This window comes from Bradyrhizobium sp. 137, from assembly GCF_023074095.1.
Classification (GTDB): domain Bacteria; phylum Pseudomonadota; class Alphaproteobacteria; order Rhizobiales; family Xanthobacteraceae; genus Bradyrhizobium.
This window is the reverse complement of sequence record NZ_JADPKU010000042.1, coordinates 144,406-162,933: the sequence shown is the minus strand read 5'-3', so window position 1 is coordinate 162,933 and position 18,528 is coordinate 144,406. Positions and strand designations below refer to the sequence as shown.

Sequence of the window (18,528 nt, the reverse complement as noted above, 5' to 3'; positions counted from 1 at the left end):
CGGGCTTGACCGGCCCGGCCTTCTTCAGAAATCTTCTTGAAAGAGGATCGATCGCCGGGTCAAGCCCGCGGCCGATGAAACCAACCGGACCCGGCAAATGACCCATCATCACCTGCATTCCAGCCCCGAAACCTGCCATTGGGGCTTCTTCGAAGCCGCGCTCAGGCCTGTCCTCACCATCGCCAGCGGCGACGAGGTGACGATCGACACCATCAGCGGCGGTCCGGACATGCTGCCCGACCGCAATCAGTTTCACATTCCGCCGGAGATGTTGGAGGTTCACGCCAGGAACGAGCGCATGCTGCCCGGCCACATCCTCACCGGTCCGATCGCGGTCGAAGGCGCCGAGCCCGGCGATGTGCTCGCGGTCGAGATCCTCGACGTCGAGCTCCGGCAGGATTGGGGCTGGAACATGATCAAGCCGCTGTCCGGCACCCTGCCCGACGATTTCCACGCGACGCGTATCCTGAACATCCCGCTCGACCGAACGCGGATGACCGGCCGCATGCCATGGGGTCTGGACCTGCCGCTCAAACCGTTCTTCGGCGTGATGGGCGTGTCGCCGCCGCCGGCCTGGGGCCGCATCTCCTCGCTGGTCCCCCGCGCGATGGGCGGCAATCTCGACAACAAGGAGCTCGGCGCGGGCGCAACACTTTATTTGCCGGTGTTCGTGCCGGGCGCGCTGTTCTCCTGCGGCGACGGGCACGGCGTGCAAGGCGACGGCGAGGTCTGCGTCACCGCGATCGAGACTGCACTCCGGGGCCGCTTCCGCCTGACATTGCGCAAGGATCTCAAGTTCGACTATCCCCGCGCCGAGACGGCGACGCACTACATGACCATGGCGATGGACCCCGACCTCGACCAGTGCGTGGTGCGCGCGCTGCGCGACATGATCGCGCTGCTCGGCGAGACGCGAAACTTGTCGCGTGAGGACGCCTACACGCTGTGCAGCCTGGCCGCCGATCTGCGGGTGACGCAGACCGTTAACGGCGCCAAGGGTATCCATTGCATGATCGAAAAGGCGATCGTGCACGGCTGAGCCGGCGCGCCTCTCCTGATGTGGTGACGCCACGCCGCCGCCCGGCTTTCGGGCGACGTGCCGCGCCATGCCCGAACTTCTCCAGCGATTCCAACGGGCTGACATACCGGTCTGGCCCGGATTTGACTTGCACCCCCGAACCTAAATAGAGTCTTAATCGTTACTTTTATGTACCCGAGTAAGAGGCTAGCGTTCGGGCCATGGCCACCGAAAAAGCCGAGACTGACCGCATTCCCGTAACCTTGGCGCTCTCGACCATCACCTATCTGGAGAAACTGGTGAGACAGGGCACCCACGGCACGAGCGTTCCCGGCGTTGCGCGGACATTGATCGAGGAAGGCATCCGTCTCGCCATCAAGGACGGGCTTTTGTCGATCCGCGACAATGGCAGGACGTGAGCGCGCGCCTGACGTGAGGCGGACCGATCTCGAGAGGCGGATGGCCGACATCTGCAACCTGGGACCGTTACACATGCCTGCTCTTTCCCCGACTCCTTCTCAGACCGCTTCACCGACTTGGACCGACGAACGCATTGAACTCTTGAAGCGGCACTTCGACGCCGGCCTCTCCTGCCGAGAGATCGCCGCCGACATCGGCGTCAGCCGCAACGCCGTGATCGGCAAGCTGTCCCGATTGAATCTGACGCGGGGCCGGACGGTCGATGACCGCAAGGTTCACGACAGGGGCTTTGCGCCGGCGCGCGCGTCGAGGGCCGTCCCGCGGCTGCAATACGAGATGCTCGCCACGATCTACGGCGAGACCGGCATGCCCGTGGTTGCAGAGCCGATCGACGACGGCAACCGCTGCTCGCTGCTGGAGCTGTCTGAGAATCGCTGCCGCTGGCCGATCTCGACGCCGGGCGAAGACGATTTCTGCTTCTGCGGCAATGCTGCGCCGGAGGGCCAATCCTACTGCGGCGGCCACAGCCGCCTCGCCTACCGGCCGAACTCACGCACCCGCGCTATCCGCGGCTGAAACAGGCACTCCCACAACGAAAAACCTCCGGTGGGGCATCACCGGAGGTTTCTGGAGGCTTAGCGTGAAGCCAAGAGCCACAACTTTCGTAATCGGCTGAGAGCTATATAGCTTAGTAACTCAGGTAAGTAAATAAATCTGAGGCGATTGAATCGCATAGCACGTCTTCATCGACTGCGTGGGAGGCTGCCGATTCCGAACCGCCTCCTTGTAAAAAAGCCCCGGCGGTTTCCCGCCGGGGCTGCTTCATCTTCGAAGACCGAGCTTACCAGTTGCGCTGTGCGCGCAGCAGCAGGCTGTAGGTGTCCTGGTCCTTCAGCTCGTAGGTGGCCGCCGGCTTGGCGACAGTCGTCAGTGCTCCGGTCGTGATCGCGCCCGAGTACTTCTGGTCGAGATGGCTGTAGGTGAAGTCAGCCGAGAACGTCAGGTTCTTCACCGGCGTCCAGCGCGTGATGACGCCGACCTGGCCAATGTTGAAGTCCGGGTTGCAGGTACCGGTCAGGGTGGCGAACGCCGCGCTGCCGCAGATCAGGCCCTTGGCGGTGCCGTTGTAGTTGACCGCAGCCCACGCACCATAGAGTGCCGTGTTCCAGTACGGGCTCCAGTTGTGGGTGTAGGCACCCCGGAAGCCGTAGGTCTTGGTCAGCTCGAGGTTGCCGCCCGGGCCGAACACCGCGTCAGACACGCCGGCGAAGCCGATGCTCTGATAAGCGGCGTTCGAGCTGCCGAACATCGAGTAGCTGGTCGCTGCCAGCGACTGGAAGTTGTAGCGGCTCGCGCCCTCGGTGTAGACGCCGGACAGATTGATCACGTCGCCGGCGCCGGTCGGAATGTTCTTGATCGACAGAGCGAGCTGGACGGCCCAGCCCCACTTGTCTTCCGGATGACCGGTGACTTCAGTGGCGCCGTAATAGCCGACGTGGTTGTCGTGTGCGGCGACCGACGCCTGGAACATACCCCAGGCCTGGTCGACGCGGACCATACCGACGAGGTCGGGAGATCGGGTGCCGCCGATGTCGTTCGAGCCGTAGGCGCCGCCGAGGACGCCGGTGGTGCTCATGCCCGCCGTGTTCCAGAGGTTGGTCGTGAAGAACTGAGTCTGGTCCTGCGCCGAGATCGTCGCCGTCACGCCCTGGCCGAAATCGGCCGTGTAGGTGAACTGGGCGACGCCGTTGGTCGAGCCGCTGCCGCCGACCAACTGGTCGAAGTTGTTGCCGGGATAGTTGACCCAGGGCGCGTCGAACTGCGATACCGCCTTACCCATCGTGAAGCCGGCGAACTGGATGAAGGCATAGTAGACGCCGAGCGCGCCGCCCGAGATGCCGCCGTCGGTGCCGTTGACGTTGCCGCTGGAGGAGCCGACGAGGCCCGTGCCCGCAGCGTTGAGGCCGAGGGTGCCGCTGTACTGGGTGGCGCCCGTGCCCGAACCGGTGCCGACATAATTGCCGGTCGTCCAGGTGAAGACCGCGTCGAAATAGGTGCGGACCACGCCGTACTCGGTCGCGGTGCGCGTGTCGATGTTGAGATCTTCACGAGCGCGCATCGAGTAGTAGTTCGTCAAGCGGTTGTTCGCCGCGAAGACGCCGTTGTACTGGGCGCTGTAATTGCCGCCCGCGTTGAGGGCGACTTCAGCACGCAGATAACCGCCCAGCTTGATGCAGGTGTCGGTCCCTGGGATGTAGTAGAAACCCGCACCATAGAGCGTGCAGATCTTGACGTATTCGACCGCCTTGGCCTTGACCGGAAGATCGGCCGCCTGGGCTCCACCGACGGCGATCAGACCCGCCGCAGTGCCGAGCAAAAGGCTCTTCACCAGTTTCATTTAAAACCTCCAAGTTGCTCATTTTACGGAGACCAGACCGTATGGCCCCCCAGATCTCCGTCTCTCAAATCCGCTCGGCCGCTTTGCGCTTTCGGACACACCCGCTTCGAGCGAGGGACGTGAGCGAACCACCTGCAACGGGACGATCGAGAACCCCCCACCGTCATGGATCAATATGCCTGCGTCGTTCGGTAATCAAAATAGTTTATTAGATCAGCTTTTTGGTTTTGCTGAACCTGTGCCCGGCGCGCAACACCGACGGCTCAAGGAGCAATCAACTGAGCTGATCATCTTTGTAGTTTTAGTGACAAAATTACCCTGCTCTGCACTTGCGTCAGGACAGGCTTGCGTGGACTATGGCCTGCTACGAACACTGGCCTGAAGAATCAGTTCACCGGGAGTGACGCTGTGTCCGCAACGAGGAAAGAGGGTTCACGCCTGCGCTCCGTCGGCAATCTGGATATCATCAGGCGCTTCACCTGGGAGATCTCTTCGATCAACATGTATCTGGAGGAGCTGCGTCAGTTCTGGGCGAGGACGCTCGGCATCAGCGGCCCGCAATGGCTGATCCTGATGGCCATCTCCGACCTCGATAAGGACGACGGCATTCCGGTCAACGTCGTCTCCAAGCTTCTCCACGTCGATCCGTCGTTCGTCACCACCCAGTCCAAGCTGCTCGAGAAAAAGGGCCTGTTGCGCCGTCGGCCCTCGCCGACCGACGCCAGGGTGGTCCGGCTGTCCCTGACCGAGAAGACACAGAAGCACCTGGCGAGCCTCAACGAGCAGTACAAGACCATCAAGGAATTCGTCTTCCAGGAGTTCGACGAGCAAGAGCTCACCGAATTCACCGCCAAGCTCGCAATGCTGAAGTCCCGCCTCGAGAAGGCCTGCGTCCGCCTCACACTCGATTTCTGACGCGCGCTTTAGATCATATCTGGCCGGTTGCGCCGAGCCGCGATTCGAGCCAGTCGAAGATGTATTCGTTGGCAAGGCTCGGATTGTCCGCATGGGCCTGCGCCGCGCCAGTCTCGGCCGCAGTGAACACCTTCAACATGACATCCGACGAGCTGCCAATACGGGAGCTCTGGACGATCTGACGCGCCCGGTCGGCCTTGAGCCAGCCATCCTCGCCGAGCGTGATCAACACAGGGCAGTCGATGCTGGAAGCCATCAGCGGCGCATGCGGCACCGGCACGATGCTGACGTCGCTCAGTGCGAATCGGCTGGCGAAGAAGGCCCGCTCGTGCAGGTCCCACAGGCCGCCGTCGCAGACGGCGGCGGCAAGCCGCGGCTCCTGCAACACCGCGCGCGCCACGAACGAAGAGCCCCAGCCATCCGCGACGATTGCAACGCGCGCGAAATCGACGTCACTGCGCGTCTCCAGATAGTCCATGACGCACGGTATCGCGCTCTCGAGATCCCGGCGCCGCAACAGCACATCGATATAATCGTCGCGCTGATCGCCGAACAGGTCCAGCGCCAGCACCGAGAATCCACGCTCGCACGCATGTGGCACGAGCTTGAAGAGAAATTCCTCCTTGCGGTGGCCGGGTTCGCCGATGCAGATCACGGTCGGAGCCCGCCCGCTTCCCGTCGGCGCAGGGAGGAAGTAGCCCTGCAGCGCATGTCCGTCGAGCCAAGGCACGGTCACGACTTCGCCGACCGGGCTGCGCGCCGAAAGGTAGCTGCGTGCGCATTCCTGCATTGCGAGCACAGCGACCCAGCGGCGCTCGTCGTCCTGCTCGAGCGGCATCGCCGCCGCGCCATAGTAGTTCATGGCGCGCAGCCAGTTGCGCCGTGCGCTCGCCATGTGGCCTTCTGCGGAGGCAGCCTCGGCGCGCTGCCGATTGGCTTGCGCCAGCTTCTTCCACTCGCGGTGCCAGGAGCGGCCGTCGCCCCGCTTCAGCTGCCGCGCGATCATCAGGCATTCGGCGATGGTGGCGCCGCCCTCCTGGGCGGCGGTGAGCAGCCGCGTGAATTCAGCGGAGATGTCCTCTCGCTCCGGGCAGAGGGTCCAGTCGTCGGAGAGGCATGCGGGCATCATCGGGAGCTACGCTCTATCGTCGCGTTACGCCTGGTTGACTAAACTATTTCAGGTCCCCAACCAAGCAGCCGCGACCAAAATGAAAGCCGTCGCTCGGCAAACGCCGCCTGGATGTCCTCCTCAGTCATTTTGTCGGCATCTGGCACGCCGGCCGCGATCATGCGCTTGCGGGTCAGCGCGACCTCGTCGGCATTGAGCCGGTCCGAGCCGTCACTGCTCTGCACCTTGCGCGAATTGGAGACGATCGAGGTGCCGATGTGACCGGGCATCACCACCGAGCATTTGACGTGCGGCGCGTGCAGGCGGAGGTCGTTGATCAGCGCTTCGGTAAATCCCTTCACCGCGAACTTCGCCGAGCTGTAGGCGGTGTGCGCCTGGTTCATGCCGATCGAGGCCCAGAAGCCGTTGACGCTCGCGGTGTTGACGATGTGCGCCTCGTCCGCGGCGACCAGCATCGGCAGGAAGGTGCGCACGCCGAGATAGACGCCGCCCCAGCAGATGTTGAACGTGCGCTCCCACTGCTCGCGCGTGTTGGTGAACAGACTGCCGCCGCCGCCGATGCCGGCATTGTTGAACAACAAATGGATCCTGTCCGTCTTCTGCTGCTCGGCGAGCTCGTCGCGAAAACGCTTCAGATGGTCCTCGATCGCGACATCGGCGACATGCGTCGTGACGCGCAGGCCTTGCGGCAGCTTCTCGACCTCGCAGAGCCGCTTGGTCTCGGCCATCGCGGCTTCCGAGACGTCGCACATCGCAACGTTGCAGCCCTCGGCCACGAGCTGCCGTGCGAGCTCGCGCCCCATTCCCGTGCCTCCGCCGGTGATGACTGCGATCTTTCCTGCAAAATCCTTCATGGGACTTCGGTCCCTCCCCTTGTCGGTATGTTTCTTCAGAGCTGCCCGCGCTGCGGGGCGCCGCGTAAAATGTAGCAGCGTCGCTCGGCAGGTAAAAGCGCATCGGCGCGATCATTCGACGCCGGTGATTTCGGGCCGCGGACTATTCACATGAAGGCATCGGCAGCCTCGTCGAGGTCACCGCGGTCGAGATGAGGAGCGGTGCGCGGCAGCAGCTTGAGCGAGCACCAATGCCGTTAGCCTCATCCTGAGCAGACCGCGTGAAGTGGTCGTCTCAAGGACGACGCGCAAGACTGCTCAAAACCGTATGCGATAGCCCACAATCCGCCCGTCGCTGAGGCTGACCCCGTATTTGTCCGGCTTCGTGTTAGCGGGAATTTTTTTACAATCCGAATCGTCAAATCGATTCCATACGCTGGGGCAAGTCCGGCCCAGGCCAGCGTATTTCTTGCGATTCACAGGCTCTGGCACTCCGCTTGCATCCTCTTCGTGGTCAGAAATAACCGATGAGGTGACAGGAATGTTCGTGACCGTCGTTGCCGTGCTCTGCCGGCTAAGCGCAGCCAGCTCAAGCAGTTGCGTCGAGGAAATCGTGACCGACAGCAACATGACGCCCGAGATGTCGATGATGCAATGCGCGATCGGCGCACAGGCCCCGCTCGCGAAATGGATGGGCGAGCATCCCATCTATCGCGCCAACTGGCGCCTCGAGCGCTACAAATGCGTGCCTGGTCACTACGAGATCAAGGGCCACGCCTAGGCCCGTAGAACTACGACGTCGAGGAAACGCCCCGGAGGCGCACACCGCACGAACTGTTAGCGCCGAGCTCCTACGAAGAATTCAAACGAGTTTGCTACGTGGGAAAGTCAGCGAGATGCTGACCGTGACTGGCAAAAGCGACCGCTGCGGTCAGCAACAACCAATCGCAGCAGGCCGACGGCTGAGTCCTCGCACGCTCTGGCTACGAACGTAATCGATCCGGCTCAAGATACGCTCGCCAGTGTAATAGGCCTGGAGTAGGCTGCCGAAGCCACGTTTGTCGTGGCGATATTTTGGATCGGAGAAATCAATGTCAATAGTAAGAGCTGTTGCCCTGTTTACGATCCTTGCCTTCGGATGTGTTGTAGTCGCCGCGGGTTTCATGACATCGCCAGTATCCGCGGGCAAAATGGATGGCAAGCCGGGAGGGGGACGTAACTCGGCACACTATGACAATCCGAGCAGCGGCGGCGCAGCAAAGCCGCCGACTTCGACGAAGAAGTCACGTGCGCAATGAGAGTTGAGAGGGTCGCCGATTGACCCGAGCCTTGACGAGGATGGCCGCAGCGAAACATCGCTGCGGCCCGCGCGCCAAATGTGCCGGAGCATTTCGCAAGGAGCTAAATGGTAGTTCCATGCATGAGGCAATCGAAGCCACCGTATCGACCCGAACCTGCACCGCGTCCTCGCCGAGCAGATCCCACGCACCGGCCAGCTGAGGGACCTCGAAGCCTTCAACCGCGATTGTCCACGTTCTCGTGCGCGCCTATCTCGAAAGCCACCGCAAGGAGATGCGCAAGATCGCTCCGGGCCTTGCGACGTTCATCTGCGTCAGCGCGATCGAAGCGGTCGCACACAACACAGTGCTGAACCAGGCCGAGATGCTGCCAGAGAAAATGGTGAGGACGCTGGCGGACGAGACGACGCGGATGGTGGTGGGGTATTTGCGAGCAACCGCTTAGCAGTCGATATTGCGAGCGCTCATTGCGAGAGCATCGACAAGCCCCGAAGGTTGGGTCTCTACCTTGTCTGACTGGGCGTTGTGGCAGCTAACACAAATTGCGAAGCCCGAGCAGTTTGGAGATCGAAGGACTGTACTATCGAAGTAGAAGCCAAGTAGCGGCTGCTGCACGCGGCAATTTCGTGTCTTTGGGTTGCAGATCTACGGCGTGATGCGCCGCAGCGAAACAAGTGCTTGCTGCGCTGCCCTTAGTACTCTCGGAACTAGGCATCGAACCAGCGGTATGCATTCACCTTTGTCTGCACGAGAATGCGGGTGCAGGAACACAGGCCGATGAGTTTGCATTGTCCATCAGTTTTATGCGTGAGGCCGACCATGCAAGTTCTTTGTAGAATGATCGCGATTGCGACAATCCCAGCTTGGATGACGATCTGCTCGACTCCTGCTGTCGCGCAAAGCTTCGATGATAGGTGGTCCATCATTCCAAAAGCTCACGCGGAGCCAGCTCCTGAAGGGCTCGACCAGACAAAGAAGGACGAAACGCAATCGCAACCTTCGACCCCACAGCAAGCGCAACCTCTGACTCCGGAAGAGCCCTCGAAAGATAGTTTAGGAGCCCAATCTTCTCATCGAGTCATTTCCGGCAAAGCCTCCTACTATTCTTATCCCAAAGGCAAGACAGCAAGCGGTTCATCGTTTGATCGTAATCGGCTAACAGCGGCGCACCGCCACCTGCCCTTCGGCACCAAGTTGCGCGTCACTCACGGCAGCCGAAGCGTCATCGTGACAGTCAATGACCGCGGTCCGTTCGTCCGCAGTCGCGTCCTCGACCTTTCGCTGGCTGCTGCGCGCAGCTTGGGGATTACGGATCGTGGCGTGGCTCAGATTCGTGCAGAGGTGTTGTGAACATACAACCGGCGTCGAAGCGAAATTGCCTGCAATCAAAAGAACTCCGACGCTACTGCGCCATTGTTCTCGTCAGTATACCATTTACTCTGCGGGCCGACGGCAGCGCCGAATGGTGCAAATGCGATCACCCCCGATCCTCTACTTAAGTGCCTCAGCAGCCTCTTCTCCACCGCTGTCAAACCGCTTCGGAAAACCGTTATTCTCCAATGAGATCGCTACTGTGCATGGGGTTGTTTTCGGCGTTATTGTTTCCCGACCACCGAAGGGGCCACCCATTACTTGTCGCCACGCATCCGTGACGGCCGGGAGCAGGCTCCACGCCGACGGTCAATCCGCCCGACAGATGAGTTGAGAAAAATGGTCGGAGCGAGAGGATTTGAACCTCCGACCCCTAGTCTCCCAGACTAGTGCGCTAACCGGGCTGCGCCACGCTCCGAATGCCGTTCCATTAGCTAGGATCGCCGCTTTGTGCAAGGCGCCCGCACCAAATTGGTGTCGGCTCAAATTCCCGGAACTGCCCGCAAAGCCGGCCGAGCGGCCCTACCCGTCCTTCAGCGCCTGATCCAGCATCTCACGGCAGGCAACGAGGTCGGCGAGCGCCCGCCCTAGCCGCTCCCGGTCCAGCGCGCTGGGGCCGGCCGGCGCGGCGGCAGTGCCGCCCTTGCGGAAGGTGGTGAGGATGTCCTCGTCGTCGATCTCGGCGAAGCGGAAGTCGATGCCCTCCTCTTCGTCGCCCTGGTAATCGTCATCGTCGCTGTCGGTGACGCCCTTGATCGGCGCCTCGTCGTCGGGCTCCATCAAGCTCGCGCCGATGGCGTCCTCGATGGCCCCGAACGAGACCGCGGCGGCGCTGTCGGCGAGGCCCTGCACCGATTTGACGCCGTGCTCTTTCAGGATCCGCTGCACCCCGCGGATGGTGTAGCCCTCCCCGTAGAGCAGGCGGCGGATGCCCTTGAGCAGGTCGACGTCGTCGGGGCGGTAGTAGCGGCGGCCGCCGCTGCGCTTCATCGGCTTGATCTGGGAGAACCGCGTCTCCCAGAACCGCAGCACGTGCTGCGGAATGTCGAGTTCCTGCGCTACTTCGCTGATGGTTCGGAACGCATCCGGCGCCTTGTCCAAATGCCAATCCTTTCCGAAAGGCGGTTACGCCTCGGGTTGAGCCTTGCTGGCGTCGCCGTTGGTGCGGTGCTGGGCGTTGATCCGCTGCTTCAGGATCGCCGACGGCTTGAACACCATCACGCGGCGCGGCGAGATCGGCACCTCGGTGCCGGTCTTCGGATTACGGCCGATACGCTGACCCTTCTTGCGCACCATGAAGGAGCCGAACGAGGACAATTTCACCGTCTCGCCCTTCTCAAGGCAGTCGGTGATCTCCTTGAGCACGAGTTCCACGAAGGCGGACGATTCCGTGCGCGACAGGCCCACCTTCTGGTAGACGGCTTCGCACAGATCGACACGCGTTACGGTTTTGCTTTGATCGGTCATCGCCCTGCCCCACATCACGGCGAACAATTGTTGTCTGAAATTAGGAGCTTACGATACAACGGTCAACAGCGCTCATCAATGCAGACGCATCGATAATCGCGCTGATTCCGGCAAAATTTTATCGACTGTTGCTACCAGCGCACGAGCGCGGAGCCCCAGGTGAAGCCGCCGCCCATGGCCTCCAGGAGAACCAGGTCGCCCTTCTTGATGCGGCCGTCCCTGCGTGCCACCGACAGCGCCAAGGGAATCGAAGCCGCCGAGGTGTTGCCGTGGCGGTCCACTGTCAGCACCACCTTCTCCGGCGCGATGTGCAGCTTGTGGGCGGAAGCGTCGATGATTCGCTTGTTGGCCTGGTGCGGCACGAACCAGTCGATGCTGTCGGCGTTGAGCCCGGTCGCCTGGAAGGCATCGACGATCACGTCCGTGATCATGCCGACCGCATGCTTGAAGACCTCACGGCCCTCCATGCGCAGATGGCCGACGGTCTGTGTCGAGGACGGCCCGCCGTCGACGAACAGCTTTGCCTTGTGGCGGCCGTCGGAGCGCAGATGCGTGGTCACGATGCCGCGGTCGGTCGCCGCATTGCCCGGCTGCTCCTGCGCCTCCAGCACGACAGCGCCGGCGCCGTCGCCGAACAGCACGCAGGTGCCGCGGTCGTTCCAGTCGAGGATGCGCGAGAAGGTCTCGGCGCCGATCACCAGCGCGCGCTTATAGGCGCCGGTGCGCAGGAAATTGTCGGCGGTGGCGAGCGCGAACACGAAGCCGGAGCAGACCGCCTGGAGGTCGAACGCCGCGCCATGGTTGATGCCGAGCCCGTGCTGCACGGCGACCGCGGTTGCGGGGAACGTATTGTCCGGCGTCGAGGTCGCCAGCACGATCAGCTCGATCGATTGCGCGTCCACGCCTGCATCGCTCAGCGCAGCCTGCGCCGCCCGCAGCGCCAAGTGCGAGGTGAACTCGCCCTCAGCCGCGATGTGCCGTTCACGGATGCCGGTGCGCTGTACGATCCACTCGTCGGAGGTGTCGATGCGCGCCGCCAATTGGGCGTTGGTCACCACCTGCTCCGGCAGATAAGAGCCGCAGCCGAGCACGACCGAACGAATTTTCGTCACGAAACAGCCTCCTGCGCGGCCTGCACGGAACTGAGTGCACCACCCTCGCGGTTGAGCATCTGATTGATCTTGTTCAGGAGATCGTAGTGAGCCATCTCATAGCCAACATCGATCGCATAGGCAAAGCCTTCGGCGCTGATTCCGCCATGGCTCTTGACCACTAGTCCCTTCAGACCCAGGAACACGCCGCCATTCGACTTGTTTGGGTCCATCTTGTCGCGCAGGGCCTGAAAAGCGCTGCGCGCAAACAGATAGCCGAGCTTGGACAGCCAGCTCCGCTGCATCTCGTTACGGAGTAATTCCGCCATCTGCCGTGCGGTTCCCTCGGCGGCCTTGAGCGCGATGTTGCCGCTAAAACCTTCGGTCACGATGACGTCGGCCAGCCCCTTGCCGATGCCGTCGCCCTCCACGAAGCCGATATAGTCGAGCTCCGGCAGGTTCCTCGCACGCAGGATCTCGCTGGCCTCGCGGATCTCCTCGTGGCCCTTGATCTCCTCGGCGCCGATGTTGAGCAGCCCGACCGTGGGCCGCGTCTTGTCGAACAGCACGCTCGCCATGGCCGCGCCCATGAGCGCGAGCGACACCAAATGGTGGGCGTCGCCGCCGATGGTCGCACCGAGGTCAAGCACGACGGACTGGCCACGCTTGGTCGGCCATATTCCGGTGATCGCCGGGCGGTCGATGCCCGGCAGCATGCGTAGGTGGAAACGCGCCATCGCCATCAGCGCGCCGGTGTTGCCGGCGGAGATCGCAACATCCGCCTCGCCCTTTTTCACGGCATCGATCGCGAGCCACATCGAGGAGGTTTTGCGGCCGCGCCGCAACGCCTGGCTCGGCTTGTCCTCCATGCTGACCGCGACGTCGGTATGGATGATCTTCGAGGCGGCCTTGAGCGCGGGGTGCTTTTCGAGCTCGGGCTCGATCTTGGCGCTGTCCCCGACCAGCAGGAATTCGCTATCGCGGTGCCTGCCAAGCGAGATGGCAGCGCCGGGAATGACCACGGCGGGGCCGACATCGCCTCCCATGGCGTCCAGCGCGATGCGAATCTTGCTTAGCATGAAAGTCCTGGAACCTGGTCTCGTGCGGTCTTGAGCTAGTGGGGCCGCAAATGGGTTCGCCACGGACATGGCGATTGGCCGAGCGCCACGCCGCACCCGGACGGGCCGCGACAATAGCGTTTTGTACCCCCGAAACAACCTCTTGCCCCCAGCCTTTTGCATTCAGGACGATCCGCGAGCGGACCGACAAATCAGGCCGGAAACGCATTGAAATCAAACGGATGAAACCGTTCTTCAAACCATCGCAGCAAACGGCTTGTGCCCGGTCCGAAGCGGTCCCGCCGCAAATGCCGAGCTATTTGCCCTTTTTCTTGTCCTGCAGGGCCTTCAGGGCTGCGAAGGGATGGTCCTCGGGATCGAGGGCGGTGACGTCCGCCTCGAACACGGCCCCCTCCTTGCGCGGGTAGGGATCGATCGCCAGAAACAGCGCGTCAGTGGCGAGACGGCCGAGGTCGATGATGCCATTGACGATCGCCTCCGGCGGGTCGGCGACCGCAGGCAGCGCCTCGTCGTCCCGCCCCTCTTCGATCAGGTCGGCCAGCCGGCGCGCCTCGGCTTCGGGGGCGAACATCATGTCCACCTCCTCCTCGATCTCGCTCTCGATTGGATCGAGCGTGACGACGCAGGTCTGGCCGATCCGGCCGCGGACCAGCCCCGTGACCTGGATCCGCCCGCCGCTTTTCGGCACGACATCGAAGCTGGCATGGGCGGACAGGATCTCCCGCAGGCCTGCGAGCTCGGCCATGGCCTGCCGTTCGGCCGCCGAGGCCTCGAGTACGCGATGCAGGCCGGTGTCGGGGACCTGCGCCACGATGACGGGCGCCCGCCAGGGATCGGGCTCGGATCCGGTCGTCGGTCGGCTCATGGCGTGACATCCTCTGGGAGGGCCGGGGGAAACTTGAAGGACGCGCGCAAGAGCGCGGCCTCGTCGGTCCGGCCGAGATCGGCTTCCGTGTCCCGAGCATAAGCCGCGAGCCTCTTCGCCTGATCCATGCCGGTCCCGTTCAAGATATTCTTGCAGATCGACGATGCCAGCGCCTCGCCGCCGCCCTCCATGGCCTGATCATAGGCCTGGACGCGGCCATAGAAGGCCTCGCCAAAAGCCCGCATCCGCTTCGGTACGGTCTGGTCCCCCACCCCCATCTCGCGCAGATTGTCGTCCATGTCCTCGCAGAACCGATCGAACAGCGCCTGCGACAGCTCGGTGGCGCCCTGGACCGTCCGCAGGCGGCGCAGCAGCAGCCAAAGATGCAGCAGCAACAGGTCGAAACGCCCGTTAACCGTATCCGGCACGCCCAAGTCACGGTAAAATATGGGTTCTCGCGCCTGCGTCACGATCATGCCATAGATGGCCTCGATGGTGCCCCGCGGGGCTAGCCGGGGTTTCCTGAAGTGATTGAACGGCCAAAGCATTGTGGTTTCCGCAAGCGGGCGCGCGCGTGTTGCATTCAGAGCCTCCGCCCGGTACTTCAGCGCCTCGTGCGACGCAAGGGGACGGAATCAGTTCCGCAATGACGATAACGAACCAGACCAGCCAGCGCGCACGTCAGCGGCGCGGCCTTTACGCACGCTGGCGCGGCCTGCGCATGCTCGCGGCCGCGACCCTGGTCGGCGCGGCGCTTGCGGGTTGCACCGGCGAGCAGTTCCAGAAGGGCTACATCCTGCCGCCTGGGGCACTGGAGCAGATTCCGATTGGCGCGAGCCAGGACCAGGTGCTGATCGTGATGGGCACGCCCTCCACCGTCGCGACCCTGGACGGCGAGGTGTTCTACTACATCTCCCAGCGCTCCGAGCGCCCCGTCGCCTTCATGAACCAGAAGGTGGTCGACCAACGCGTGATCGCGATCTATTTCGACAAGAACCGGCGCGTGCGCCGGCTGGCGAATTACGGCCTTCAGGACGGCAAGATCTTCGACTTCATCAGCCGCACCACGGCGACGTCGGGTCAGGAGATGAGCTACCTCGCCCCGCTATTCAAGCTGCTCAGCTTTAACTGAGCCCTTAGAGCGTTTTCGAGCCAAGTGGATACCGGTTCGCGTAAAGAAAACGCGTGAAACAAGAATCTGGAACCCGTTCCGATTGCACCGGAATCGGCTCGAGCCTGCGGCGTCGTGCCGTTTCGTGCGACTTGCCGTCGCGCGTCGGGTTCCCTACGCTCGCTGCAAAACGAGAAGCAGGGAGTGGATTCGTGCCCAAGACTTTTTTGTCCCGTCGTGGTGTGCTCGCTGGCGCTGCCGGCCTCTCGGCCGCAGCAATCCTGCCGCGATCGAGCCTGGCCGACTGGAAGCCCACCGAGAACGTTCGCCTCGTCGTGCCGGCGGCGGCTGGCGGCTCGACCGACGTCATGGGCCGGCTCCTGGCCGCGCATCTGCAGACTGCCTGGGGCCAGTCGGCGGTCGTGGAGAACCGCTCGGGCGGTGGCGGCACTATTGGTACAGCCGAGGTGGTCCGCGCCAAGCCCGATGGTCACACCATCCTGATCGGCAATCCGGGGCCGAACGCGATCGCCTACAGCATTTTCAAGAACCTCACCTACAAGCCGGACCAGCTCCAGCCGGTCTCCAACATGATCCGGATTCCGAACATCGTCTCGGCGCATCCGAAGACCGGCATCAAGTCGATTCCCGAGCTGATCGCGTACCTGAAGGCCAATCCGGACAAGCTCAGCTACGCCTCCTCAGGCGTCGGCCAGAGCCCTCACCTCACCGGCGCCTGGTTCCTCCAGCTCACCGGGTTGAAGATGACCCACATCCCATTCCGCGGCGCGGGCCCCGCACTCCAGGCCGCGCTCGCGGGCGACATCCAGATCCTGTTCGACAATCTCTATCCGAGCCTGCCGCAGGTGCAGAACGGCACGCTCAACGGCCTCTGCGTCACCACGACCGAGCGCAGCGAGCTCGCGCCCAATCTGCCGACCATGCGCGAGAGCGCGCCGGAGCTGGCGAACTTCGACGTCTCCTCCTGGTTCGCCGTCTTCCTGCCGAAGGGCGTCCCTGCGCCCGTGCTCGAAGCGCTCAATCTCCAAGTGAAGGCGATGCTGGAGCGCGACGACATCAAGAAGCAGATCGCCGCCATGGGGGCCCGCGCCGACTACGGCACGCCGCAGCAATTCGCCGTCTTCGTGGATGCCGAGACAAAGAAGTTCGCCGCGATCATCCAGAAGGAAGGCCTGCAAATGGACGTGCAGTAACGCACAGCGTCATTCCGGGGCGGCTCCAACGAGCCGAACCCGGAACCTCGAGATTCCGGGTTCGGTCCTGCGGACCGCCCCGGAATGACAATGAGAAAGAAAACCCCGCGGCTCGCGCCGCGGGGTTTTGTCTCGTTCCACTTCCGCCGCTCAATGCGCCAAGATCGCCAGCAGCAGCAAGGCCACGATGTTCGTGATCTTGATCATCGGGTTCACCGCGGGGCCGGCCGTATCCTTGTAGGGATCGCCGACAGTGTCGCCGGTCACCGCCGACTTGTGGGCATCACTGCCCTTGCCGCCGAAATGGCCGTCCTCGATGTACTTCTTGGCGTTGTCCCAGGCGCCGCCGCCCGAGGTCATGGAGATCGCGACGAACAGGCCCGTCACGATTACGCCGAGCAGCATCGCGCCCACCGCCGAGAACGCCGCCGACTTGCCGGCCGCACCTCCGCCCGCGATCGCGTAGATCAGGAAGTAGACGACGATGGGCGACAGCACCGGCAGCAGCGAGGGGATGATCATCTCCTTGATCGCCGCTTTCGTGAGCAGATCCACCGCCTTGCCGTAGTCCGGCTTGTCGGTGCCCTGCATGATGCCGGGCTTCTCGCGGAACTGCCGGCGCACCTCTTCCACGATCGCGCCGGCCGCACGGCCGACGGCCGTCATGCCCATCGCGCCGAACAGATACGGCAAGAGGCCGCCGAACAACAGGCCCACCACCACGTAGGGATTGTTGAGCGAGAAGTCCGGATTGACGCCGGCGAAGTAGGGATGGCGCGCGGAGTCGGCAACGAAGAACTTGAGGTCCTGGTTGTAGGCCGCGAACAGCACCAGCGCACCGAGACCGGCCGAGCCGATCGCGTAGCCCTTCGTCACCGCCTTGGTGGTGTTGCCGACCGCGTCGAGCGCGTCGGTCGACTTGCGCACCTCCTTCGGCAGGCCCGCCATCTCGGCAATGCCACCGGCATTGTCGGTGACCGGACCGAATGCGTCGAGCGCGACGATCATGCCGGCCAGCGCCAGCATGGTGGCGGTCGCGATCGCGATGCCGAACAGCCCGGCGAGGCTGTAGGTGACCAGGATGCCCGCGATGATGACGATCGCGGGCAGCGCGGTCGCTTCCATCGAGACGGCGAGGCCCTGGATCACGTTGGTGCCGTGGCCGGTCACCGAGGCCTGGGCGATCGACTTCACCGGTCGATAATCGGTGCCGGTGTAGTATTCGGTGATCCAGATGATCAGCGCCGTGACGACGAGGCCGACCACGCCGCATTCGAACAGAGCCATGCCGGTGTAGTCGACGCCGTCGAGCTTGCCGAAGCCGATCAAGTAGTAGATCACCAGCGCGATGCCTATCAGGGACAGGATGCCGGTCGCGATCAGGCCCTTGTAGAGCGCGCCCATGATCGACTGGCTTGGCCCGAGCTTGACGAAGAAGGTGCCGATGATCGAGGTGATGATGCAGATGCCGCCGATCGCGAGCGGCAGCGTCATCATGTTGGCGAGGATCGGCGTCTTTGCGAAGAAGATCGCCGCCAAGACCATGGTGGCGACCGCGGTCACCGCATAGGTCTCGAACAGGTCGGCGGCCATGCCGGCGCAGTCACCGACATTGTCGCCGACATTGTCGGCGATCGTGGCGGGGTTGCGCGGGTCATCCTCGGGGATGCCGGCCTCGACCTTGCCGACGAGGTCGCCGCCGACGTCGGCCCCCTTGGTGAAGATACCGCCGCCAAGACGAGCGAAGATCGAGATCAGCGAGGCGCCGAAGCCGAGCGCCACCAGAGCGTCGACGACGACACGGCTGTCAGGCGCGAGCTTCAGCGAGTGGACCAGGAAGGCGAAATAGAGGGTCACGCCCAGCAGGGCGAGACCGGCGACCAGAAGGCCAGTGATGGCGCCCGCCTTGAAGGCGAGCTCCAGGCCGCCGGCGAGCGAGGTCGTCGCGGCCTGGGCAGTGCGCACATTGGCGCGGACCGAGACGTTCATGCCAATGAAGCCGGCCGCCCCCGACAGGATGGCGCCGATGGCAAAACCGATCGCGACATAAACCCCAAGGAAATAGGCAAGCAGCACGAAGATGACGATGCCGACGAGACCGATCGTGGTGTACTGGCGCCGCAGATACGCCTGTGCACCTTCGCGCACCGCTCCTGCGATCTCCTGCATGCGCGGCGACCCCGCATCCGCGCTCAACACCGAAGACGTCGCCCAAATCGCGTAGACGACGGAAAGCACTCCGCAGAGTACTATCAACCATAATGCTGTCATGTGATTTTTTGCCTCAGATCCTTGATGTACCCCCGGCGCCTTTTGTTC

19 protein-coding genes and 1 tRNA gene are annotated in these 18,528 nt (G+C 63.1%); 9 read left to right on the top strand and 11 right to left on the bottom strand.

The genetic code is table 11. The annotated features are described in order from the left end of the window. The first annotated feature begins 97 nt into the window (after positions 1-97). The 3 genes from IVA78_RS08595 (at position 98) to IVA78_RS08585 (ending at position 2,014) form a co-directional block, all read left to right on the top strand. A complete protein-coding gene (locus IVA78_RS08595) occupies positions 98-1,039 on the top strand; it encodes an acetamidase/formamidase family protein (RefSeq protein ID WP_247277087.1) in 942 nt (313 codons plus the stop codon). Between the two features lie 200 nt (positions 1,040-1,239). Continuing rightward, positions 1,240-1,437: a hypothetical protein gene (locus tag IVA78_RS08590; protein WP_007603456.1), complete on the top strand. Its 198-nt coding sequence runs from the start codon at positions 1,240-1,242 to the stop codon at positions 1,435-1,437. A 73-nt stretch (positions 1,438-1,510) separates the two neighbouring features. Beyond that, positions 1,511-2,014 carry a GcrA family cell cycle regulator gene (locus IVA78_RS08585; protein WP_247277086.1) on the top strand — a complete coding sequence of 168 codons (504 nt, stop codon included), beginning with the start codon at positions 1,511-1,513 and terminating at the stop codon, positions 2,012-2,014. Positions 2,015-2,279: 265 nt separating this feature from the next. Here the strand turns inward: IVA78_RS08585 and IVA78_RS08580 are convergent, their stop codons facing one another. After that, positions 2,280-3,836, bottom strand: a complete 1,557-nt coding sequence (locus IVA78_RS08580; protein ID WP_247277085.1) for a porin — start codon at positions 3,834-3,836, stop codon at positions 2,280-2,282. 408 nt (positions 3,837-4,244) lie between these two features. Between IVA78_RS08580 and IVA78_RS08575 the strand changes: the two genes are divergently transcribed. Beyond that, positions 4,245-4,751 (top strand): MarR family transcriptional regulator, encoded by a 507-nt coding sequence (locus IVA78_RS08575; protein ID WP_247277084.1) that lies wholly within the window; start codon positions 4,245-4,247, stop codon positions 4,749-4,751. A 13-nt stretch (positions 4,752-4,764) separates the two neighbouring features. Here IVA78_RS08575 and IVA78_RS08570 read toward each other — a convergent pair whose 3' ends face one another. Together IVA78_RS08570 and IVA78_RS08565 are read right to left on the bottom strand one after the other, a co-directional pair. Continuing rightward, complete coding sequence (locus IVA78_RS08570) at positions 4,765-5,880, bottom strand: alpha/beta hydrolase (RefSeq protein ID WP_247277083.1); 1,116 nt, start codon at positions 5,878-5,880, stop codon at positions 4,765-4,767. Positions 5,881-5,918: 38 nt separating this feature from the next. Then, entirely contained in the window at positions 5,919-6,734 is an 816-nt protein-coding gene (locus IVA78_RS08565; RefSeq protein WP_247464997.1) for an SDR family NAD(P)-dependent oxidoreductase, read from the bottom strand. Between the two features lie 520 nt (positions 6,735-7,254). Between IVA78_RS08565 and IVA78_RS08560 the strand changes: the two genes are divergently transcribed. From IVA78_RS08560 to IVA78_RS08550, 3 genes are all read left to right on the top strand, one after another. Further along, the gene (locus tag IVA78_RS08560; RefSeq protein ID WP_247277081.1) at positions 7,255-7,494 is read left to right on the top strand and encodes a hypothetical protein; all 240 of its coding nucleotides are present in this window, start codon (positions 7,255-7,257) and stop codon (positions 7,492-7,494) included. Between the two features lie 758 nt (positions 7,495-8,252). Further along, entirely contained in the window at positions 8,253-8,456 is a 204-nt protein-coding gene (locus IVA78_RS08555; protein ID WP_247277080.1) for a hypothetical protein, read from the top strand. A 392-nt stretch (positions 8,457-8,848) separates the two neighbouring features. Next, positions 8,849-9,361, top strand: a complete 513-nt coding sequence (locus IVA78_RS08550; RefSeq protein ID WP_247277079.1) for a septal ring lytic transglycosylase RlpA family protein — start codon at positions 8,849-8,851, stop codon at positions 9,359-9,361. 361 nt (positions 9,362-9,722) lie between these two features. Here the strand turns inward: IVA78_RS08550 and IVA78_RS08545 are convergent. The 7 genes from IVA78_RS08545 to IVA78_RS08515 form a co-directional block, all read right to left on the bottom strand. Continuing rightward, a tRNA-Pro gene (locus tag IVA78_RS08545) sits at positions 9,723-9,800 on the bottom strand. 104 nt (positions 9,801-9,904) lie between these two features. Further along, positions 9,905-10,483, bottom strand: coding sequence for a MerR family transcriptional regulator (locus tag IVA78_RS08540; protein WP_247277078.1), 579 nt, complete (start codon positions 10,481-10,483; stop codon positions 9,905-9,907). 24 nt (positions 10,484-10,507) lie between these two features. Then, a complete protein-coding gene (locus IVA78_RS08535; RefSeq protein ID WP_018456841.1) occupies positions 10,508-10,849 on the bottom strand; it encodes an integration host factor subunit alpha in 342 nt (113 codons plus the stop codon). Positions 10,850-10,980: 131 nt separating this feature from the next. Beyond that, positions 10,981-11,961, bottom strand: coding sequence for a beta-ketoacyl-ACP synthase III (locus IVA78_RS08530; RefSeq protein ID WP_247277077.1), 981 nt, complete (start codon positions 11,959-11,961; stop codon positions 10,981-10,983). Then, positions 11,958-13,019 carry a phosphate acyltransferase PlsX gene (gene plsX, locus IVA78_RS08525; RefSeq protein WP_247277076.1) on the bottom strand — a complete coding sequence of 354 codons (1,062 nt, stop codon included), beginning with the start codon at positions 13,017-13,019 and terminating at the stop codon, positions 11,958-11,960. The genes IVA78_RS08530 and plsX overlap by 4 nt, the downstream gene beginning before the upstream one ends. Before the next feature lie 295 nt (positions 13,020-13,314). Then, positions 13,315-13,884 carry a DUF177 domain-containing protein gene (locus tag IVA78_RS08520; protein ID WP_247277075.1) on the bottom strand — a complete coding sequence of 190 codons (570 nt, stop codon included), beginning with the start codon at positions 13,882-13,884 and terminating at the stop codon, positions 13,315-13,317. Then, positions 13,881-14,432, bottom strand: coding sequence for a ubiquinol-cytochrome C chaperone family protein (locus tag IVA78_RS08515; protein WP_247277074.1), 552 nt, complete (start codon positions 14,430-14,432; stop codon positions 13,881-13,883). The genes IVA78_RS08520 and IVA78_RS08515 overlap by 4 nt, the downstream gene beginning before the upstream one ends. Before the next feature lie 98 nt (positions 14,433-14,530). On the opposite strand from IVA78_RS08515, the gene IVA78_RS08510 reads away from it, so the two are divergent. Both IVA78_RS08510 and IVA78_RS08505 read left to right on the top strand, forming a co-directional pair. Beyond that, complete coding sequence (locus IVA78_RS08510; RefSeq protein ID WP_247277073.1) at positions 14,531-15,016, top strand: outer membrane protein assembly factor BamE; 486 nt, start codon at positions 14,531-14,533, stop codon at positions 15,014-15,016. A gap of 191 nt (positions 15,017-15,207) precedes the next feature. Next, a complete protein-coding gene (locus tag IVA78_RS08505) occupies positions 15,208-16,209 on the top strand; it encodes a tripartite tricarboxylate transporter substrate binding protein (RefSeq protein WP_247277072.1) in 1,002 nt (333 codons plus the stop codon). A gap of 150 nt (positions 16,210-16,359) precedes the next feature. On the opposite strand, the gene IVA78_RS08500 is transcribed toward IVA78_RS08505, so the two are convergent. Continuing rightward, positions 16,360-18,480, bottom strand: coding sequence for a sodium-translocating pyrophosphatase (locus IVA78_RS08500; RefSeq protein WP_247277071.1), 2,121 nt, complete (start codon positions 18,478-18,480; stop codon positions 16,360-16,362). Positions 18,481-18,528: the final 48 nt, after the last annotated feature.

What these genes read in the sequence shown, in the direction of transcription:
- IVA78_RS08595 (WP_247277087.1), top strand. Translation starts at nt 98, where the DNA reads ATGACCCATCATCACCTGCATTCCAGCCCCGAAACCTGCCATTGGGGC.
- IVA78_RS08590 (WP_007603456.1), top strand. Translation starts at nt 1,240, where the DNA reads ATGGCCACCGAAAAAGCCGAGACTGACCGCATTCCCGTAACCTTGGCG.
- IVA78_RS08585 (WP_247277086.1), top strand. Translation starts at nt 1,511, where the DNA reads ATGCCTGCTCTTTCCCCGACTCCTTCTCAGACCGCTTCACCGACTTGG.
- IVA78_RS08580 (WP_247277085.1), bottom strand. Translation starts at nt 3,836, where the DNA reads ATGAAACTGGTGAAGAGCCTTTTGCTCGGCACTGCGGCGGGTCTGATC.
- IVA78_RS08570 (WP_247277083.1), bottom strand. Translation starts at nt 5,880, where the DNA reads ATGATGCCCGCATGCCTCTCCGACGACTGGACCCTCTGCCCGGAGCGA.
- IVA78_RS08565 (WP_247464997.1), bottom strand. Translation starts at nt 6,734, where the DNA reads ATGAAGGATTTTGCAGGAAAGATCGCAGTCATCACCGGCGGAGGCACG.
- IVA78_RS08560 (WP_247277081.1), top strand. Translation starts at nt 7,255, where the DNA reads ATGTTCGTGACCGTCGTTGCCGTGCTCTGCCGGCTAAGCGCAGCCAGC.
- IVA78_RS08550 (WP_247277079.1), top strand. Translation starts at nt 8,849, where the DNA reads ATGATCGCGATTGCGACAATCCCAGCTTGGATGACGATCTGCTCGACT.
- IVA78_RS08535 (WP_018456841.1), bottom strand. Translation starts at nt 10,849, where the DNA reads ATGACCGATCAAAGCAAAACCGTAACGCGTGTCGATCTGTGCGAAGCC.
- plsX (WP_247277076.1), bottom strand. Translation starts at nt 13,019, where the DNA reads ATGCTAAGCAAGATTCGCATCGCGCTGGACGCCATGGGAGGCGATGTC.
- IVA78_RS08520 (WP_247277075.1), bottom strand. Translation starts at nt 13,884, where the DNA reads ATGAGCCGACCGACGACCGGATCCGAGCCCGATCCCTGGCGGGCGCCC.
- IVA78_RS08515 (WP_247277074.1), bottom strand. Translation starts at nt 14,432, where the DNA reads ATGCTTTGGCCGTTCAATCACTTCAGGAAACCCCGGCTAGCCCCGCGG.
- IVA78_RS08510 (WP_247277073.1), top strand. Translation starts at nt 14,531, where the DNA reads ATGACGATAACGAACCAGACCAGCCAGCGCGCACGTCAGCGGCGCGGC.
- IVA78_RS08500 (WP_247277071.1), bottom strand. Translation starts at nt 18,480, where the DNA reads ATGACAGCATTATGGTTGATAGTACTCTGCGGAGTGCTTTCCGTCGTC.